This is a genomic window from Pseudomonas sp. F-14 TE3482, assembly GCF_053629455.1.
On record NZ_JBRJII010000001.1, the window covers coordinates 5,580,265 to 5,600,712 of the forward strand.

Below are 20,448 nucleotides of genomic sequence, written 5' to 3' on the forward strand. Positions count from 1 at the left end.
GGCGCCGTTTGCGCGTCTTGATGTTTAGTCCGCCACGGCTCGCGCGAGTGCCATCCGTTTTTCATCAAGCATAGATCCAGATCAATAAACCCCGCGGGCAAGCCATTTACCCTTGTCCGCTTTTGCGATCGACACTGCCATGACGCTCACGCCCCCGGAACTGCTCGCCCCTGCCGGCACCCTGAAAAACATGCGTTATGCCTTCGCCTATGGCGCCGACGCGGTGTACGCCGGCCAGCCGCGCTACAGCCTGCGGGTGCGTAACAACGAATTCGACCATGCCAACCTCGCGCTCGGCATTACCGAAGCCCAGGCTCAGGGCAAACGTTTCTATGTGGTGGTGAACATCGCCCCGCATAACGCCAAGCTCAAAACGTTCTTGAAAGACCTGGAACCGGTGATCGCCATGGCCCCGGACGCGCTGATCATGTCCGACCCGGGCCTGATCATGCTGGTGCGCCGGCACTTCCCGCAGATGCCGATCCACTTGTCAGTGCAGGCCAACACGGTGAACTGGGCCAGCGTCGAGTTCTGGCAGCAACAGGGCTTGAGCCGGATCATCCTGTCCCGCGAACTGTCGCTGGAAGAAATCGCCGAAATCCGCCAGCACGTCCCGGCGATGGAGCTGGAAGTGTTCGTCCACGGCGCGTTGTGCATGGCCTATTCCGGGCGCTGTCTGTTGTCGGGCTATATGAACAAGCGCGACGCCAATCAGGGCAGTTGCACCAACGCCTGTCGCTGGAAATACTCGGCGACACCGGCCAGCGAAAATCAGCTCGGCGAAATCGTTCAGCAGTTCCGTCCCGAACCGACCCTGGGCATCGGCGCGCCGACCGATCAAGTGTTCCTGCTGCAAGAAGCCAATCACCCTGACGACCTGATGCCGGCATTCGAGGATGAACACGGCACCTACATCATGAACGCCAAGGACCTGCGCGCCGTGCAGCATGTCGAGCGCCTGACGCAGATGGGCGTGCATTCATTGAAGATCGAAGGCCGGACCAAATCGCACTTCTATTGCGCGCGCACCACCCAGGTGTATCGCCGCGCAATCGATGATGCGGTGGCTGGCCGAGCGTTTGATCGCAGCTTGATGACCGACCTGGAGTCCTTGGCCCAACGTGGTTATACCGAAGGTTTTCTGCGTCGACATGTGCATGACGAATACCAGAATTACCAGAACGGCAGCTCGGTTTCAGAGCGTCAGCAGTTCGTGGGCGAGCTGACTGGCGAACGCCGGGATCGGCTGGCCGAGGTGCGGGTTAAGAATCGCTTTGGCCTGGGCGATCACATGGAACTGATGACGCCCAAGGGTAATTTCCACTTCGACTTGCATCAGTTGCAGAACGTCAAAGGCGAAGCGGTTGAAGTGGCGCCGGGGGATGGGCACACGGTGTATTTGCCGATACCGGACGCGGTGGATCTGCGCTTTGGGTTGTTGATGCGCGATGTCAGCATGAGCTAGAAAACCTGAGCGAGTAACCTGTGGCGAGGGAGCTTGCTCCCGCTTGAGTGCGTAGCACTCACAAAAATCAGTGATTGTTATCAGATTTTTGGGGCCGCTACGCAGCCCAACGCGAGCAAGCTCGCTCGCCACAAAGGTTGGCATGACAGAAAGTCGCGCTTAAGTGAACAGCATTGCCCTGTAGGAGCGAGGCTTGCCCGCGAAAGCGATGTAATGACTTACGAATACCGCAACGCCGTCGCCGGCTCGACTTTCGCCGCCCGCCACGCCGGATACACCGTCGCCAAAAAGCTCATGATGAAACCGGCGGAACAGATCAACAACACATCCGCACCCTGCAGTTCCGATGGCAAGTTACTGACAAAGTACACATCGGAACTGAAGATATGTTGCCCGCTGACCCGCTCCATCCAGCCCACCAGTTCACTGACGTTCAGCGCTGCGATCACGCCCAGTACGCCGCCAATCAAGGTGCCGACAACCCCGATCACCGTGCCCTGCACCATGAAGATCGCCATGATCTGCCGAGGTGTCGCGCCGATGGTGCGCAGGATCGCGATGTCCGCGCCCTTATCGTTCACCACCATGATCAGGGTCGCAATGATGTTGAACGCCGCCACCGCGACGATCATCAGCAACAGCAGGCCGATCATGGTTTTTTCCATCTTCATCGCGCTGAACAGACTGCCCTGGGTGTGGGTCCAGTCGTCAGCCTTGTAGGCAGCGCCCAGGCCTGTCGCGATGTCGCTCGACACTTGTGGCGCGGCGTACAGATCCTTCACCGCCAGGCGCACGCTCTGCACTTGATTGGGCTGCCAATGTTGCATCTGCGCGGCATCGGCGAGGTGAATCAGCGCCATGGAGCCGTCCAGCTCGGCGCCAACCTTGAACACGCCCACCACGTTCAGCCGCTGCATGCGCGGAGTGATGCCGCCCGGTGCGGTGCTGATTTCCGGCACGATCAGGGTGATATTGTCGCCGACGTTCAAGCGAAAGCGCCGCGCAGTGATCTCACCGATCACCACGCCAAACTCGCCGGGCTTCAAGGCGTCCAGACGCCCCTGAACAATGTGCTTGGCAACGATCGAGACCTTGCCTTCCAGCGCCGGGTCGACACCGCTGACCTGGATCGGCTGCATCGTGCCCTTATAGGACAGCATGCCTTCCATCTCGGTGAACGGCACCGCCGCCGTTACTTCAGGATTCTTCATCGCCGCGGCGGCCACCGGCTGCCAATCGTCGATAGGGTTCACACCGACGATGGTCGCGTGGGGCACCATGCCGAGGATGCGCGAGCTCATTTCGCGCTGGAAGCCGTTCATTACCGACAACACCACGATCATCGCCAGCACGCCCAAGGCGAGGCCGATCATCGAGGTCATCGAGATGAAGGAAACAAAGCGATTGCGGCGCTTGGCGCGGGTATAGCGCGCGCCGATAAAGATCGATAACGGTCTGAACATTCGCTGGGCACCGTATAAAAATAAAAGACCCGACGTACTGTTCAGTACGTCGGGTTTCGGTCAATCAGATGGGTGTCAGGTAACCTTCCTGCAAATGCAGGACACGATCCATCTGGCGGGCCAGGTTCATGTCGTGGGTCACCACCAGGAACGCGGTGCGCATCGAAGTGCTGAGTTCCAGCATCAAATCCTGAATGCCCTGGGCGGTGTGGGAGTCGAGGTTGCCGGTCGGCTCGTCGAGCATCACCAGGCCTGGCTTGTTCACCAGGGCACGGGCAATGGCCACACGCTGGCGTTCGCCACCGGACAATTCCGCCGGTTTGTGCTCCAGACGATGGCCCAGCCCTACCCGCTCCAGCAACGCCGTCGCACGCTGACGCGCTTCCGGGATCGCAGTTTTACCGATCAGCAGCGGCATGCAGACGTTTTCCAGCGCGGTGAACTCAGGCAGCAAGTGGTGGAACTGGTAAACGAAACCCAGCGACCGATTGCGCAGCAGGCCACGGGCCTTTTCATTCAGTGCCGAGAGCTCTTCACCGGCCAGCCAGACGCTGCCCTTGGTCGGCGTATCGAGGCCGCCCAGCAGGTTGAGCAAGGTACTTTTGCCCGAACCCGAGGTACCGACGATCGCCACGCGCTCACCAGGGTGCAGCTCCAGTTGCAGACCCGCCAGAACCTCTACCGATTCCGGGCCTTCCACGTAGGATTTGCCCAGGTTGCGGCAGCTCAAGATTGCTTTATCACTCATGCCCGACTCACTCATAACGTAGCGCCTCCGCAGGCTGGGTGCGCGCGGCACGCCAGGCTGGATACAGGGTGGCGAGGAAACTCAGAACCAACGCGGCGGCGCAGACCATCAACACGTCCTGGCCCTGCACTTGCGACGGCAGGTAATCGATGAAGTACACGTCGGCGTTCAGGAATTTGTGGCCGATCAACCCTTCAAGGGCCGAAATCGCAGCGCTGACGTTCAGCGCGGCGAAGATCCCGACCACCGCACCGATCAACGTACCGACCACACCAATGACCGTGCCCTGGACCATGAAAATCGCCATGATCTGCCCCGGCGTGGAACCGAGGGTGCGCAGGATCGCGATGTCGCCCTTCTTGTCGTTCACCACCATTACCAGCGTGGAGATGATGTTGAACGCCGCCACGGCGACGATCAGCAGCAACAGCAGGCCGATCATGGCTTTTTCCATGCGGATCGCTTGATACAGATTGCCGTGGGTGCGGGTCCAGTCTCGGGCGTAATACTGGTCTTCGCCGAGTTGCTGAGCGATGGTCCACGCCACGCGTGGTGCCTGGAACAGATCGTCGAACTTCAAGCGCAAGCCCTGGACCTGATCCGGCTTCCAGCGGTGCAGCTTCGCCAGATCCTGCAGGTTGGTGATGCCCAGATAGCCGTCGATCTCACCGGCGCCGACATGAAAGATGCCGACCACGGTAAAGCGTTTCATGCGCGGGAACATCCCGGCCGGGGTCACGGTGACTTCCGGCGCGACAAACGTCAGTTTGTCGCCGACCGCCACGCCGAGCTTGGCCGCGGCCTTGTCGCCGATGACGATGCCGAAACTGCCCGGCGCCAGGTCATCGAGTTTGCCCTGCTGCATGAAGTTATCAATGATCGACACCTGCCGTTCCTGCACCGGGTCGATGGCATTGAGCAGCACCTTGGAGACTTTGCCGTTGTTGGTCAGCAGGCCCTGCATCTGAACGAAGGGCGCCACCGCCGCCACCTGGGGGTTCTGCTTGACCTTGGCGGCCAGGCTTTGCCAGTCGCTGATCGGCTCACCGGACTCGATGGTCGCATGGGGCACCATGCCCAGCACGCGGGTGCGCATCTCATGATCGAAGCCGTTCATGACCGACAGCACGACGATCATCACGACCACGCCAAGGGCGAGTCCGATCATTGAGGTCAGGGAAATGAACGACACAAAATGATTGCGACGCTTTGCACGGGTATAACGCGTGCCAATAAATACGAAGAGAGGTCTGAACATGTCGGGGCTTGTTCGGAGGGAAAAGGAACGTCCTTGTGGCGGGGGTCGATAACCAGCTTTACACTCAGACCACCGCCGCTACCATGGGTTCGCCATGTCGACATTAGATGAAGAAGATCGCCGCGAATACTACCGTATCGAGGACACGATCGCACTGGAAATTCGGCCCCTGTCTGCTCCCGAAGCCGCAGGCCAGGAAGTGTTGCAGGATGCTTCCCCACTATTCAACCTGCTCAGCGAACTGCACCTGAGCGAATTCGAGTCGCAACACCTGTTGCGACAGATCAGCGAACGCGACCGGACCATCGCCGCGTTCCTGAAATCCCAGAACAAACGCATCGATCTGCTGAGCCAGGTGGTCGCCCTGACTGTGCTCGGACAGATCGGCGAACCGCAGCCGGTCATCCTCTCCGAAGGAGGTATCGACTTTCAGCATCCGACGCCCATCGCCACTGGCGCGCACCTGTCGGTCAAGCTGGTACTCATGCCGCAAGCCCTTGGCCTGCTGCTGCGTGCCCGCGTCACCCATTGCGACCGCAAGGGCGAAGGCTACGATGTCGGCACCGAGTTCGAATACCTGTCCGATGCCCAGCGTCAATTGCTGGCCCGTTACATCTTGCAGCGACAGGCACAAGAACGACGCCTGGCCCGCGAACAAAACGAATCAGGCATTTAATTTAAGGAAGAACCGTGACTCTCATCTACGGCCATCGCGGCGCCAAGGGCGAAGCACCGGAAAACACCCTGACCAGCTTTCAGGAATGCCTCAAGCACGGCGTACGCCGTTGCGAACTGGACTTGCACCTGTCCAAGGATGGCGAGTTGATGGTGATCCACGACCCGACCCTCAAGCGCACCACCGAGCGTCGCGGCAAAGTAGTCGAACATACCGCCGCGGAGCTGGTGACCTACGACGCGCGCAAGGGCGGCCCGGGCTGGATCAAACCCTGCCCGATTCCAACGCTGGAAGAATTGTTCGAGAAATGTGATTTCGAGCACTGGCAACTGGAAGTCAAAAGCGCTTCACGCACCCGCGCCGCGACCACCGTGCTGGCGATTCGTGAAATGGCGCAGCGCTTCGGTATGCGGGACAAGATCACGATTACGTCAAGCTCACGTGAAGTGTTGAAAGCCGCGCTGGACCTGGTGCCGGACGTGTCTCGCGGTTTGGTGGCCGAGTACGCCTGGCTCGACCCGTTGAAGGTCGCGCAAAACTATGGCTGTGAGATTCTGGCGCTGAACTGGACCCTGTGTACGCCAGAGCGCCTGCAGAAGGCGCAGCGTCAAGGGCTGCATGTGTCGGTGTGGACAGTCAACGAGCCCGCGCTGATGCGCAGACTCGCCGACTTCGGCGTTGACAGCCTGATTACAGACTTTCCCGGTTTGGCCACTGCCACGCTCGAGAATTGCTGAAATCGGTCTCCCCGGCCGGCTCAGGCCACCGGCCGGAGCCGCTCAAAAAAGCCGGTTGAGGCCATCGTACGCCGCTACCCGATAGGCTTCAGCCATGGTCGGGTAGTTGAACGTCGTGTTGACGAAGTACTTCAGGGTGTTCTGTTCGCCCGGCTGGCTCATGATCGCCTGACCGATGTGCACGATCTCCGACGCCTGATAACCGAAGCAGTGAACGCCCAGCACTTCCAGGGTATCGCGGTGGAACAGGATCTTCAGCATGCCTTGCGGTTCGCCGGCAATCTGCGCACGCGCCATGCCCTTGAAGAACGCCTTGCCCACTTCGTACGGCACCTTGGCCTGAGTCAGCTCCTGCTCGTTCTTGCCGATCGAGCTGATCTCCGGAATGGTGTAGATGCCGGTTGGCACATCGTTGACGAAGCGCCAGCTGCCATTGTCGACAATACTGCCAGCGGCCGAACGGCCCTGGTCGTGCGCAGCACTGGCCAGGCTCGGCCAACCGATCACGTCACCGGCGCCATAAATATTCGGCACGCAGGTGCGGTAGTTTTCGTCGACTTCGATCTGGCCACGGCTGTTGACCTTCACGCCGATATTTTCCAGACCCAGCTGATCGGTGTTGCCGGTACGACCGTTGCACCAGAGCAAGGCATCGGCCTTGATCTTCTTGCCGGACTTCAGGTGCAGGATCACGCCGTTGTCCACGCCTTCGACGCGGTCGTAATCTTCGTTGTGGCGAACCGTGATGTTGTTGTTGCTGAAGTGGTAACTCAACGCCTGGGAAATTTCCGAGTCGAGGAAGCTCAGCAACTGACCGCGGTTGTCCACCAGCTCAACCAGCACACCCAGACCACTGAAGATCGAGGCGTATTCGCAACCGATCACACCAGCGCCGTAAACGATGAGTTTGCGCGGGGTGTGGCCGAGGCTGAGGATAGTGTCGCTATCGTAGATACGCGGGTGATGGAAATCGATGTCCGCCGGGCGATAAGGGCGCGAACCGGTGGCGATGATGATGTGCTTGGCCACCAGTTTTTCAACCACGCCGTTGGCGCAGACCACTTCGATGGTTTGCTCGTCAGCGAAGCTGCCAGTACCGAAGAACACGTCGACACGGTTACGGGCGTAGTAACCGGTGCGCGAGGCGACTTGTTTGGAGATGACTTTTTCGGCGCTTTTCAAAACGTCCGGGAACGAGAACCAGCGCGGCTCACCAATGGCCCGGAACATCGGGTTGGTGTTGAACTGCATGATCTGCCGGACCGAGTGACGCAAGGCCTTGGACGGGATGGTGCCCAGGTGGGTGCAGTTGCCGCCGACCTGGCGACGACTATCAACCATCGCCACCTTGCGCCCTGCTTTGGCGGCATTCATTGCCGCGCCTTCTCCGGCCGGGCCGGAACCCAACACCACCACGTCGTAGTTGTAGACAGCCATGCATACTCCTCAGAACAGGCCGCGGCGCCCTCGGCACCTGCGGCTAAATCACGCCGATCTGCGGCGTGAAGGAACAATTTGGGGCCAGTGCAGAACCCGGACACAGTCTATAGAAGCGTCAACGCCGGGCACATTAACCCTTGGTCGCGTCGTAGGCTAGTTTTGCCTGCACTACAACGCCATCAAAAACGCTTTTGATGCCGTAATCACTTGGTTTTCTCACCCACCAGGCGCTCAAAAGCCTGATTGGTGCGTGTGACGAAACCTGTATCGGCACGAATCACAAAGAATGCACCAATGTCATGGGTTTCGGCATAGTCCCAACCCCGTTCAGGACCGAGAATCAGCAACAGCGTCGATAGGCCATCGGCCATTAACGCTGAAGGATGAATGACTGTGACTGACGCCAGGGTGTGTAGGACCGGAGCTCCGGTGCGGGCATCGAAGGTGTGGGAATAGCGCTGGCCACCCTGCTCGAAATAATTACGGTAGTCACCAGAGGTGGACACGCCATAGCCATCGATGGCGATGACTTTTTGCGCGACTTGCTGATCGTCTCGGGGTTCTTCCAGGGCGATGCGCCAAGGCGAGCCATCGAGTTTTTTGCCGGCGGCCTTGAGTTCGCCAGTGACTTCAGTCAGGTAACTGTGGATACCCATTGCTTCGAGTTTCGCGGCAATCGTATCGACCGCGTAACCGGCCGCGATGCTGTTGAAGTCGAGCTCGATTGCCACGTCCTTGCACAACTGATCACCGTCGATGTGCAAATGGTTGTGGCCGACGCGTTGCTGCACCTCGGCGAGCGCCTCGGCACTCGGCACTTTTTCCTCTCGCGCTTGCGGCCCGAACCCCCAGAGGTTGAGCAGCGGCTCCACCGTCAGGTCGAAGGAGCCATCGCTTTGCGAAGATAGTCGCTCGCCGACGCGGACCAGTTCGAGGATTGGCGCGGGCATTGTCTGACAGCGGTTAGCGGGCAAATTATTGAAGCGTTCAATGTCGGAGTCGCTGCGATAGGTCGACATTTGCTGATCGATTTCAGCGAGGATTTTTTCAACCTGGATGCGGACTTCCGCCGGAGCGGGAAGATGGGCACGGCGCACGTACTTGATCGAATAGCTGCTGCCCATGGTCGGGCCGCCGAAACTCTCCATCGAATCGCTATTGCCGCAGCCGGTTAAGGCGCCTATCAGGACAACAACACTGCACCATCGCCATTTCAACAAACCCTGCCCCTCCTTGAAACCATGCCAAGACCGGCCATTATGCACCCCTCGCTCCTGCGCGATCCCCACAAACAAAAACGCCCCAACCAAAGTCGGGGCGTTTTCATGTGCGGCTAAGGCTTAGCGCGGGAATGCTGGCGGGTTTACACCGGCCATGTCTTCCATCACGCGAACGACCTGGCAGCTGTAACCGAACTCGTTGTCGTACCAGACGTACAGAACAACGCGGTTATCCTGAACGATGGTCGCTTCAGCGTCCACAACGCCTGCGTGGCGCGAGCCAACGAAGTCGGTGGAAACCACTTCCTGCGAATTGACGTAGTCGATTTGCTTGTGCAGATCGGAGTGCAGCGCCATGTAGCGCAGGTACTCGTTCATCTCTTCACGGGTGGCGGCTTTCTCAAGGTTCAGGTTGAGAATGGCCATCGACACGTTCGGCGTCGGAACACGGATCGCGTTACCGGTCAGCTTGCCGGCCAGCTCAGGCAGCGCCTTGGCAGCAGCGGTGGCAGCACCAGTCTCGGTGATGACCATGTTCAGCGCGGCGCTACGGCCACGGCGATCACCCTTGTGGAAGTTGTCGATCAGGTTCTGGTCGTTGGTGTACGAGTGAACGGTTTCGACGTGACCGTTGATGATGCCGAACTTGTCATTCACAGCTTTCAGCACCGGCACGATGGCGTTGGTGGTGCAGGAAGCGGCGGACACGATCTTGTCGTCAGCGGTGATTTCACCGTGGTTGATGCCGTGAACGATGTTCTTCAGCTTGCCTTTGCCAGGCGCGGTCAGAACAACGCGGTCGATACCTGGGCAGGACAGGTGCTGGCCCAGGCCGTCGGCGTCACGCCATACACCGGTGTTATCCACCAGCAGCGCGTTTTTGATGCCGTACTGGGTGTAGTCCACTTCAGTCGGGTTCTTCGCGTAGATAACCTGGATCAGGTTGCCGTTGGCGGTGATGGTGTTATTGGCTTCATCAATGGTGATGGTGCCATTGAACGAACCGTGCACCGAGTCCCGACGCAGCAGGCTGGCACGCTTGACCAGATCGTTCTCGGCGCCCTTGCGGACAACGATGGCGCGCAGACGCAGGCCGTCGCCACCACCGGTTTTCTCGATCAGGATGCGCGCCAGCAGACGGCCGATACGACCGAAGCCGTACAGGACAACGTCGGTACCGGTACGGCCGGAACCATTCTGCTTGCCGACCACATCGGCCAGTTCGTCACGGACGAACGCTTCGGCGGTACGGCCATTACCTTCGGCTTTGAATTTGACAGCCAGCTTGCCCAGGTCTACCGAAGCAGCGCCGAGCTTGAGCTCGCTCATTGCCTTGAGCAGCGGGAATGTTTCGTGGACGGACAATTCGCTGTCATCGGACTGGCGATGGCGAGCAAAGCGGTGAGCTTTGAGAATCGCGATGACAGACTGGTTGATCAGACTGCGGCCATAGATCGAGCTCACCACGTTGTTATTGCGGTAGAGCTGACCGATAAGCGGAATCATCGCTTCTGCGAGTGCTTCACGGTCGATCCATTCACCAAGACACTGGTCGGGCTTCTGAGTCACGGTAACCTTCCACATGTAGGGGCAGAAAAAAGGGGCTACATTATGCCGCCGAGTGGCTCCTGTAGCAATGCGCGCCTGTCGCACAGACGGTAACAAAATCCCGTTCAAAAAAATCACGCCCCACGCCAGCCCAGTAAAACCGGGGCTTTCAGCGCAGTCAATTTTCCGACGACAACGCTACCGTGTCCGTAACCCTCCGTAACACTGAGCGGTTTTGGCACTACATTTTCAGTGCCAAAGCGCTAGTTTTTGTCATTACCACTACATTTCACCCAGCTTGTGCATATAGACACAGTCTGCAACTGACAGCCGGCACCTGAGGCCGTTACAATTGTCGACTTTGTCGCAACGCTTGGAGCTCAACCTTCCGTGCCCGTTCTGCGTCTACCGCTTCTCCCTGCCGCGGCAGGTAAACAGCACTGGGGCAACCTGCCCGGTGCCGCCCTGAGCCTGGCCATCGCCGAGGCCGCCAGCGCTGCCAAGCGCTTTACCCTGCTACTGACCGCCGACAGCCAGAGTGCCGAACGGCTGGAACAGGAGCTGAGTTTCTTCGCCCCGGATTTGCCTGTTCTGCATTTCCCCGACTGGGAAACCCTGCCCTACGATCTGTTCTCGCCACATCAGGACATCATCTCTCAGCGCATCTCCAGCCTTTATCGGTTGCCGGAGCTGGAGCATGGCGTGCTGGTCGTGCCGATCACCACGGCCCTGCACCGCCTGGCGCCGACCAAATTCCTGCTCGGCAGCAGTCTGGTGCTGGATGTCGGCCAGAAGCTCGATGTCGAGCAAATGCGCAGCCGGCTTGAGGCCAGCGGCTATCGTTACGTCGATACAGTTTATGAGCACGGCGAATTCACCGTGCGCGGCTCGCTGATCGATCTGTTCCCGATGGGCAGCAAACTGCCCTTCCGCATCGATCTGTTCGACGACGAAATCGAAACCCTGCGTACCTTCGATCCGGAAAACCAGCGCTCAATCGACAAGGTGGACACTGTTCGCCTGCTGCCGGCGCGGGAGTTCCCGCTGCAAAAGGACGCAGTCACCCGTTTCAAGGCGCGCTTTCGCGAGCGCTTCGATGTCGACTTCCGTCGCTGCCCGATCTTTCAGGATTTGAGCAGCGGGATTACACCGGCGGGTATCGAGTACTACTTGCCGTTGTTCTTCGACGAAACCTCCACCCTGTTCGATTACCTGCCTCAGGACACACAAGTGTTCTCTTTGCCTGGCATCGAACAGGCGGCGGAGAATTTCTGGAACGACGTGCGCAATCGTTACGAAGAGCGCCGCGTCGACCCATCCCGTCCTTTATTGCCACCGGCCGAGCTGTTCTTGCCCGTGGAAGATTGTTTTGCTCGCCTGAAGAGCTGGCCTCGTGTGGTTGCCAGTCAACAGGACGTGGAAACCGGTGTCGGTCGCGAACGCTTCCCGGCTCAGCCACTGCCGAACCTGGCCATCGAAGCCAAGGCCACTCAGCCGTTGGCGGCGCTGGCCGGTTTCCTCGACGAGTTTCCTGGCCGCGTACTGTTTACCGCCGAGTCCGCGGGCCGTCGTGAAGTGCTGCTGGAATTGCTGGAGCGCCTGAAACTGCGACCGAAAACCGTCGACAGCTGGCCAGACTTTGTTGCGAGCAAGGAGCGCCTGGCGATCACCATCGCACCGCTCGACGAAGGTCTGTTGCTGGACGATCCAGCCCTGGCTCTGGTCGCTGAAAGCCCGTTATTCGGTCAGCGCGTGATGCAGCGTCGCCGTCGCGAGAAACGCGCTGACGCCAACAACGATGCAGTGATCAAAAACCTCACCGAACTGCGCGAAGGCGCGCCGGTGGTGCACATCGATCATGGTGTCGGCCGCTATCTGGGGCTGACGATCCTGGAAATCGATAATCAAGCCGCCGAATTCCTGACCCTTGAATATGCCGAGAACGCCAAGCTGTACGTCCCGGTAGCCAACCTGCACTTGATCGCCCGCTACACCGGCAGCGACGATGCCTTGGCGCCGCTGCACCGCCTCGGCTCCGAAACCTGGCAGAAAGCCAAACGCAAAGCCGCCGAACAGGTGCGCGACGTGGCCGCCGAGTTGCTCGACATCTATGCCCGTCGCGCCGCTCGCGAGGGTTATGCCTTCGCTGACCCCAAAGCCGATTACGCGACCTTCAGCGCCGGTTTCCCGTTCGAAGAAACCCCGGACCAGCAAACCACCATCGAAGCGGTGCGCGCCGACATGCTCGCGCCGAAACCAATGGATCGACTGGTCTGCGGCGACGTCGGTTTCGGCAAGACCGAAGTGGCGATGCGCGCGGCATTCATCGCGGTGCATGGCGGTCGTCAGGTGGCGATTCTGGTGCCGACCACCCTGCTCGCCCAGCAACACTACAACAGCTTCCGCGACCGCTTCGCCGACTGGCCGGTGAGCGTGGAAGTGATGAGCCGCTTCAAGTCGACCAAGGAAGTCAACGCCGCGGTCGCGGACCTGGCCGAAGGCAAGATCGACATCGTCATCGGCACACACAAGCTGCTGCAAGACGACGTCAAAATCAAAAACCTCGGGCTGGTGATCATCGACGAAGAGCACCGTTTCGGTGTCCGTCAGAAAGAACAGCTCAAGGCGCTGCGCAGTGAAGTCGACATCCTGACGCTGACCGCCACGCCAATTCCGCGCACGTTGAACATGGCGGTATCGGGCATGCGCGACCTGTCGATCATCGCCACGCCGCCGGCCCGCCGCCTGTCGGTGCGCACGTTCGTCATGGAGCAGAACAAAAGCACGGTCAAAGAAGCCCTGCTCCGTGAGTTGCTGCGTGGCGGCCAGGTCTACTACCTGCACAACGACGTGAAGACCATCGAGAAATGCGCCGCCGACCTCGCCGAACTGGTGCCGGAAGCACGGATCGGCATCGGCCACGGGCAGATGCGTGAACGCGATCTCGAACAGGTGATGAGCGACTTCTACCACAAGCGCTTCAACGTGCTGATCGCCTCGACCATCATCGAGACCGGCATTGACGTGCCGAGCGCCAACACCATCATCATTGAGCGTGCCGACAAGTTCGGCCTGGCGCAGTTGCATCAATTGCGTGGCCGCGTCGGTCGCAGCCACCACCAGGCGTATGCTTACCTGCTGACACCGCCGCGCCAGCAGATCACTCCCGACGCAGAAAAGCGCCTCGAAGCGATTGCCAACACCCAAGACCTCGGCGCGGGCTTCGTGCTCGCGACCAACGACCTGGAAATCCGCGGTGCCGGCGAACTGCTGGGCGACGGTCAGAGCGGGCAGATCCAGGCCGTCGGTTTCACGCTGTACATGGAAATGCTCGAGCGCGCGGTGAAGTCGATCCGCAAGGGCGAACAACCGAACCTCGACCAGCCGCTGGGCGGTGGCCCCGAAGTCAATCTGCGTGTACCGGCGCTGATCCCCGAGGACTATCTGCCGGATGTTCACGCGCGACTGATTCTCTACAAGCGCATTGCCTCGGCCACCGATGAGGAAGGCCTCAAGGATCTGCAAGTGGAGATGATCGACCGTTTCGGCCTGCTGCCGGAGCCGACCAAAAACCTGGTGCGGATCACGGCGTTGAAATTGCAGGCAGAACAGCTGGGCATCAAGAAAGTCGACGGCGGCCCGCAAGGCGGTCGTATCGAGTTCGCGGCGCAGACACCGGTCGACCCGCTGACACTGATCAAACTGATCCAGAGCCAGCCCAAACGCTACAAATTCGAAGGCGCCACGATGTTCAAATTCCAGGTCCCCATGGAGCGCCCGGAAGAACGTTTTAATACTGTAGAGGCGCTATTCGAGCGCCTCATTCCGACCACTGCTTGAAGGACGCCGCATGCGCCTGTTTCGCTCACTGACCTTGTTGATGTCGTTGTTTTCGCCGTTCGCCTCGACGGCGTTTGCTGATGATCTGTATCAGGTTGAAATGATTCTGGTACGGCAAAACGCCGTGCCCGCCATCGTCAGCCACGCCGCGCCGGAAGATTGGGCTGCCGGTGCTCAACGCATCAGCCCCGACAGCTTTCGCACACCAAGCCTGAACGCCGAAGTGGAAAAGCTCACCGCCAGCAACAACTACACGGTGCTGCTGCACAAGGCCTGGCAACAGAACCTGGGGGAAGAAGCCAGTAAAGTGGCGATCAGCGAGGGCAAGGAACAGTTTGGCCAGTTTCCGATCGAAGGCACTTTGAGCCTGAAACTGGGGCGCTTCACCGACGTCGACGCCGACTTCTGGGTCAATCAGATTGATGCCAACGGCCTGGTCACCGCCAGCGAACGCCTGAAGCAGGAAAGCCACACCAAGAACGGCCAGCTGAACTTCCTCGACAACGGTCACCTGGGCCTGCTGATCAAGATCACCTCGCTGACCGCCCCTGCACCTCGGCCAGTCCCCGATGTAATTCCGGACTGATATGCCCCCGACCCTGAGCAAACCCCTGGCAACATCCTGGGTCAGCCGATTCAAGGAACAGAGCCTGGAGCGTGGCCGCCGCTACGCGCTGGAAAACCGCGTCAGGATCGTCGAAGTCGGCAACGCCACCATCACCGCCAGTTGCGAAGGCTCTGGCGGCAACGTTTACCGTCAGACCATTCGCCTGCGCGAGTCGGCCAAAGGCACGTTGCTGATGATCGACGCCACATGCACCTGCCCGGTACATAGCAACTGCAAACATTGCGCGGCGGTGTTGCTGCAAGTGCAGGAAACCCTCGCCTACCCGGCGGCGGCGAAAGACGCCGAACTGCTGGAAAAACTTCAGGCCGTACTGGAAAACCGTAGCCCGAAAGCGCCGCCGCAAGTGCTGGTGGATAATGTGCAACCGGTGCCGCGCCTGTGGCTGGCAAGTATCGAATTCAGTGCCTTTGAACCACGCAATGGCAAGATGCAGCGTTACATCCAGCATCGCGCGGCGCTGTCCTTCAGCTACCTGGACGAATACGTCAGCGGACAGAAAAATACTGACATCCTGATTCGTCAGGAGACACAGACGCTGCGGATAAAACGTCACCCGGAAGTCGAACAGGCCTACAGGGAACAGCTGCGAATCCTCGGTTTCAAGATCGCCACCCGACAAAGCAAGGCCTTGCCCGAAAGTGCCGGCGAACTCTACGAGATGGTCAACGACAGCGCCTGGCTGACGTTCACCCTCAACGAGCTGCCGAAGCTGCGCACCCAAGGGTGGGAGTTGCAGATCGACGAGGACTTCGGCTTCGACCTGACCGCCGTTGAAGACTGGTACGCCACCGTCGAGCAGGCACCGGAGCGCGACTGGTTCGACCTGGAATTGGGGATCATCGTCAACGGCGAACGGCTGAGCCTGTTACCGATCCTGTTAAACCTGATGCGCTCCCATACCGAGCTTCTCAACCCGGAACGCCTCGCCCGACGCCGCGACGACGAATTGATTCTGGTGAACATCCCGCAGCGCCGCAGCACCGACCAAGGCCCGCTGCAGGTCGCCCTGCCCTTCGGCCGCTTGAAACCGGTGCTGGCCACTCTCGGCGAGTTTTACCTGCAAGAGCCCGGTGAAACCACGCTGCGCCTGAGCAAGGCCGACGCCACACGCCTGAATCCGCTGGAAGGCCTGCCGCTGCTCTGGGAAGGTGGCGAGCAGATCCGCACCTTTGCCCAGCGCCTGCGTGACATCAAAGACCACACCGCAGTGGCACCCGAAGGGTTGAATGCCACCTTGCGCCCGTATCAGCTGGAAGGCCTGAGCTGGATGCAGTCGTTGCGGCAACTGGAAGTCGGCGGGATTCTCGCGGACGACATGGGCCTGGGCAAAACCCTACAGACCCTGGCGCATATTCTCAGCGAGAAGAATGCCGGGCGCCTCGATCGGCCGTGCATGGTAGTCATGCCTACCAGCCTGATCCCCAACTGGCTCGACGAAGCCGCGCATTTCACGCCTCAGCTCAAAGTGCTGGCGCTGTACGGCGCCAGTCGCAAGAAGCACTTCGGCGATCTGGCCGACTACGACCTGATTCTGACCACTTATGCGCTGCTGCCCAAGGACGTCGAACGCCTCGCCGCGCAGCCGTTGCACGTATTGGTGCTGGATGAAGCACAGTACATCAAGAACCCCAACAGCAAGGCCGCCCACGCCGCCCGCGAGCTGAATGCTCGCCAGCGCCTGTGCCTGAGCGGCACGCCACTGGAAAATCACCTCGGTGAGCTGTGGTCGCTGTTTCACTTCCTGCTGCCCGGCTGGCTCGGTGACGTGAAAAGCTTCAACCGCGATTACCGCGTACCAATAGAAAAGCGTGCCAGCGACGTAAGACTTCAGCACCTCAACGGTCGGATAAAACCGTTCCTGCTGCGCAGGACCAAGGAACAGGTGGCCACCGAACTGCCGCCGAAAACCGAGATCGTCCATTGGGTCGAGCTCAACGAAGCGCAGCGCGACGTATACGAAACCATGCGCCTTGCCATGGACAAGAAAGTCCGCGACGAGATCACTCGCAAAGGCGTGGCGCGCAGCCAGATCATCATTCTTGAGGCCCTGCTGAAGCTGCGTCAGGTGTGCTGCGACTTACGCCTGGTCAACGATGCTGCCCTACCCGCGCGCGGTAGCACCTCCGGCAAGCTTGATAGCCTGATGGAAATGCTTGACGAGTTGTTCGAGGAAGGTCGGCGGATTCTGCTGTTTTCGCAGTTCACCTCAATGCTGTCGTTGATCGAGGACGAGCTGAAAAAACGCGGCGTGGCGTATGCGATCCTGACCGGACAAACCCGCGACCGACGCACGCCGGTGAAGGAATTCCAGAGCGGCAAGCGCCAGATCTTTCTGATCAGCTTGAAGGCCGGCGGTGTGGGGCTGAACCTGACCGAAGCCGACACGGTGATTCACTACGATCCCTGGTGGAACCCGGCGACGGAAAATCAGGCGACGGATCGTGCCTATCGCATTGGTCAGGAGAAGCCGGTATTCGTCTACAAGATGATTGCCAGGGGCACGGTGGAAGAGAAAATTCAGCATCTGCAGAAGGAAAAATCCGATCTTGCCGCAGGCGTGCTGGATGGGCGCAAAACCGGAGACTGGAAGTTGCAGAGCGATGATATCGAGGCGTTGTTTGCGCCGTTGCCGGAGAAAATTGATAAGTAGCAGCGATAGGTAGATCGCTTTCGCGGGCAAGCCTCGCTCCCACAGGAAATCACTGTACCTGTAGGAGCGAGGCTTGCCGCGAAAGGAACAACTCGGTAATGAGTCAGACTCAGCCCTTCAACACCCGCGCCAACGTCGACTTCACCTTACCCATCCCGTCACGCAATGCCTGCTCGATCTCGGCCATGGTGATCACCGCTGTCGACTTTCCCGCCGCTGGGTTCACCACCAGCGCCAGACAGGCGTAATCCAGTTTCAGCTCGCGGGCCAACGCCGCTTCCGGCATTCCGGTCATGCCGACAATGTCGCAACCGTCACGCTCCAGCTGCGCGACTTCAGCCACTGTTTCCAGACGTGGGCCCTGGGTGCAGGCGTATACGCCTTGGCTGCTGAAGCCAACACCTTCAGCCGCCAACGCCGCGATCAATTGCTGACGCAGGGGCTCGCTGTAGGGATAGCTGAAATCGATGTGTGTGACCTGTTCCAGGTCATCGGCGAAATAGGTGTGTTCGCGGCCGCTGGTGTAGTCGATCAATTGATGTGGCACGCAGAAATGTCCGATGCCCATCGCAGTGTGAATCCCGCCCACGGCGTTGACCGCGAGAATCGCTTCGGCACCAGCCTGCTTCAAGGCCCACAGGTTGGCGCGGTAGTTCACCTGATGCGGCGGGAAACGGTGTGGGTGCCCATGACGCGCGAGAAACAGCACTTCCTTGCCGGCATACTCACCGATCTGCACTTCGGCCGAAGGCGTGCCATAAGGCGTGTCCACCGCCAATGACTGACGAATGCTCAAGCCTTCGAGTTGAGTCAGGCCGGTGCCACCGATAATCGCGTAAACCGTCATGACGAAAATCCTCAATCAATCAATTGAGCTTCTTTGAGCGCGCCGATGGCCGCTAGCCAGCGCGGGTCTTGACGGTATTCGGTGCTGGCATACGCCTGCCCGCGCATCCGCGCAATACGCGCCGAAGGTTTGACCTTCAAACGCTGGGCGGCGCTCAAGGCCAGCTCGGCAGCTGCGCGATCATTGCACACCAGGCCCATGTCACAACCGGCGGTCAATGCCGCTTCGATGCGACTGGCGGCATCGCCAACCACATGGGCACCGGCCATCGACAGGTCATCACTGAAGATCACGCCATCGAACTGCAGCTCCCCACGCAGGATGTCCTGCAACCAGCGACGGGAGAAACCTGCAGGCTGGGAATCGACTTGTGGATAAATAACGTGAGCTGGCATGACGGCGGCCAGTTGCTTGCTCAATCGCGCAAACGGTACAAGATCGTTGGCGCGGATTTCGTCGAGGCTGCGCTCGTCGTTGGGAATCGCGACGTGGGAATCGGCCTCGGCCCAGCCATGCCCGGGGAAATGCTTGCCAGTGGCGGCCATTCCGGCGCTGTTCATGCCACGGATGAATGCACCGGCGAGCAAAGCAGCGCGCTCGGGATCACCTTCGAACGAACGGGTGCCGACCACCGCACTGCGCTGGTAATCCAGGTCCAGCACGGGGGCGAAGCTCAGGTCGAGACCGACTGCGAGCACTTCGGTCGCCATGATCCAGCCACACTGCTCGGCCAGGTCCTCGGCATTCGGATTATCGGCGATGGCGCGCATGGCAGGCAGTCGCACGAAGCCTTGGCGCAGCCGCTGAACCCGACCGCCCTCTTGATCCACCGCCAGCAGCAGATCGGGACGAATGGCGCGAATCGAAGCGCTCAATTCGCGCACCTGGCGAGGATGCTCGATGTTGCGGGCAAAAATGATCAGGCCGCCCACTTCGGGCTGGCGCAACAATTGGCGATCTTCAGCCGTCAGCCAGGTACCGGCGACGTCCACCATCAACGAGCCTTGCAGGCCAGCAGTCATAGAGATTCCTTGATTACGATAAACCCGGCTCGCACGAGTTCGCCGCCATGGGCTGTGCCCGGCGGGTCGGCGATTTCAATGAAGAGCGGGTTCAGAACGAGAGTCGGCATGGGCGGCTAGCTTAGCGGATGTCCGCTGCCGCGCCCACCCGTGCGCGGTTAAACCTTGGCGGCGACCGGGGCCGATTTGCTGCGCGGACGCAACTGCGCGGTGGCCATGGCAGTGTCAGTGACGCCGGTTTCTGCCCGCATACCAGCGGCCAGGAACGGCACCATCAGACGCATCACCTGTTCGATGGAAGTGTTGACGCCGAAATCGGTCTCGGCAATCGCACGCAAGGCCTTGATCCCCGACATGCTGAACGCCGCGGCACCCAGCATGAAGTGCACACGCCAGAACAGTTCGATCGGGGGAATGCGCGGCGCGGCCTCGTTGACCAGCATCATGTAGCGGCGGAACACCTTGCCGTACATATCTTCCAGATAACGACGCAAGTGCCCTTGGCTCTGACTGAACGCCAGCCCCAGCAAACGCATGAAGATGGACAGGTCGTTGCCGCTGCGTGGCTGCACCACCAGAGCTTGCTCGACCAGAATCTCCAGCAACTCTTCAAGGGTCGGCTTGTTCTCGGGCTTGGCCTGACGGCGCTCCAGCTCTTTATCGAGACTGAGACAGAATGGCCCGAGAAAACGCGAGAAGACCGCCTGGATCAGCGCCTTCTTCGAGCCGAAGTGATAATTCACCGCCGCCAGATTGACACCGGCCTTGCTGGTGATCAGACGCAATGAGGTTTCAGCAAAACCTTTTTCCGCGAACAACTGCTCGGCAGCATCGAGAATGCGTTCAACGGTTTCCGACTGGGCCATGGCTACTCCGCCTGACAAACACTTGTTTGAAACATACGTT

Annotated in this window: 15 protein-coding genes; 6 read left to right on the forward strand and 9 right to left on the reverse strand. The window is 59.8% G+C overall.

Annotated features, from left to right (window positions below):
• Positions 1–139 precede the first annotated feature (139 nt).
• Positions 140–1,465 (forward strand): prephenate-dependent tRNA uridine(34) hydroxylase TrhP, encoded by a 1,326-nt coding sequence (gene trhP, locus AB7M26_RS25230; RefSeq protein ID WP_123496509.1) that lies wholly within the window; start codon positions 140–142, stop codon positions 1,463–1,465.
• Between the two features lie 218 nt (positions 1,466–1,683).
• On the opposite strand, the gene AB7M26_RS25235 is transcribed toward trhP, so the two are convergent.
• The 3 genes from AB7M26_RS25235 to AB7M26_RS25245 all read right to left on the reverse strand — a co-directional run bounded on the left by AB7M26_RS25235 (position 1,684) and on the right by AB7M26_RS25245 (position 4,934).
• Positions 1,684–2,928 carry a lipoprotein-releasing ABC transporter permease subunit gene (locus AB7M26_RS25235; protein ID WP_123496507.1) on the reverse strand — a complete coding sequence of 415 codons (1,245 nt, stop codon included), beginning with the start codon at positions 2,926–2,928 and terminating at the stop codon, positions 1,684–1,686.
• Positions 2,929–2,992: 64 nt separating this feature from the next.
• Positions 2,993–3,676, reverse strand: coding sequence for a lipoprotein-releasing ABC transporter ATP-binding protein LolD (gene lolD, locus AB7M26_RS25240; protein ID WP_020700644.1), 684 nt, complete (start codon positions 3,674–3,676; stop codon positions 2,993–2,995).
• A 7-nt stretch (positions 3,677–3,683) separates the two neighbouring features.
• Positions 3,684–4,934, reverse strand: a complete 1,251-nt coding sequence (locus tag AB7M26_RS25245) for a lipoprotein-releasing ABC transporter permease subunit (RefSeq protein ID WP_123496505.1) — start codon at positions 4,932–4,934, stop codon at positions 3,684–3,686.
• 94 nt (positions 4,935–5,028) lie between these two features.
• Between AB7M26_RS25245 and AB7M26_RS25250 the strand changes: the two genes are divergently transcribed.
• Positions 5,029–5,610 (forward strand): PilZ domain-containing protein, encoded by a 582-nt coding sequence (locus AB7M26_RS25250; protein ID WP_123496503.1) that lies wholly within the window; start codon positions 5,029–5,031, stop codon positions 5,608–5,610.
• 14 nt (positions 5,611–5,624) lie between these two features.
• On the forward strand, positions 5,625–6,347 hold the full coding sequence (locus tag AB7M26_RS25255; RefSeq protein WP_123496501.1) for a glycerophosphodiester phosphodiesterase: 723 nt from the start codon (positions 5,625–5,627) through the stop codon (positions 6,345–6,347).
• Positions 6,348–6,389: 42 nt separating this feature from the next.
• Here AB7M26_RS25255 and sthA read toward each other — a convergent pair whose 3' ends face one another.
• From sthA to AB7M26_RS25270, 3 genes are all read right to left on the reverse strand, one after another.
• Positions 6,390–7,784 carry a Si-specific NAD(P)(+) transhydrogenase gene (gene sthA, locus AB7M26_RS25260; RefSeq protein WP_008073074.1) on the reverse strand — a complete coding sequence of 465 codons (1,395 nt, stop codon included), beginning with the start codon at positions 7,782–7,784 and terminating at the stop codon, positions 6,390–6,392.
• Positions 7,785–7,990: 206 nt separating this feature from the next.
• Entirely contained in the window at positions 7,991–8,935 is a 945-nt protein-coding gene (locus tag AB7M26_RS25265; RefSeq protein ID WP_259698688.1) for an FAD:protein FMN transferase, read from the reverse strand.
• A gap of 192 nt (positions 8,936–9,127) precedes the next feature.
• Positions 9,128–10,591, reverse strand: coding sequence for a glyceraldehyde-3-phosphate dehydrogenase (locus tag AB7M26_RS25270; protein WP_008073072.1), 1,464 nt, complete (start codon positions 10,589–10,591; stop codon positions 9,128–9,130).
• 354 nt (positions 10,592–10,945) lie between these two features.
• On the opposite strand from AB7M26_RS25270, the gene mfd reads away from it, so the two are divergent.
• From mfd to AB7M26_RS25285, 3 genes are read left to right on the forward strand one after another with little or no spacing between them, the layout of a single operon-like run.
• Entirely contained in the window at positions 10,946–14,395 is a 3,450-nt protein-coding gene (gene mfd, locus AB7M26_RS25275; protein WP_123496499.1) for a transcription-repair coupling factor, read from the forward strand.
• Between the two features lie 10 nt (positions 14,396–14,405).
• A complete protein-coding gene (locus AB7M26_RS25280; protein ID WP_123496497.1) occupies positions 14,406–14,981 on the forward strand; it encodes a CsiV family protein in 576 nt (191 codons plus the stop codon).
• Between the two features lies 1 nt (position 14,982).
• A complete protein-coding gene (locus AB7M26_RS25285; RefSeq protein WP_429377205.1) occupies positions 14,983–17,673 on the forward strand; it encodes an SNF2-related protein in 2,691 nt (896 codons plus the stop codon).
• Positions 17,674–17,782: 109 nt separating this feature from the next.
• On the opposite strand, the gene AB7M26_RS25290 is transcribed toward AB7M26_RS25285, so the two are convergent.
• The 3 genes from AB7M26_RS25290 to AB7M26_RS25300 all read right to left on the reverse strand — a co-directional run bounded on the left by AB7M26_RS25290 (position 17,783) and on the right by AB7M26_RS25300 (position 20,408).
• A complete protein-coding gene (locus tag AB7M26_RS25290) occupies positions 17,783–18,520 on the reverse strand; it encodes an S-methyl-5'-thioinosine phosphorylase (RefSeq protein WP_123496493.1) in 738 nt (245 codons plus the stop codon).
• Positions 18,521–18,531: 11 nt separating this feature from the next.
• Entirely contained in the window at positions 18,532–19,542 is a 1,011-nt protein-coding gene (nagZ, locus tag AB7M26_RS25295; RefSeq protein WP_007907766.1) for a beta-N-acetylhexosaminidase, read from the reverse strand.
• 158 nt (positions 19,543–19,700) lie between these two features.
• Positions 19,701–20,408: a TetR/AcrR family transcriptional regulator gene (locus AB7M26_RS25300; protein ID WP_007907768.1), complete on the reverse strand. Its 708-nt coding sequence runs from the start codon at positions 20,406–20,408 to the stop codon at positions 19,701–19,703.
• Between the last annotated feature and the right edge of the window lie 40 nt (positions 20,409–20,448).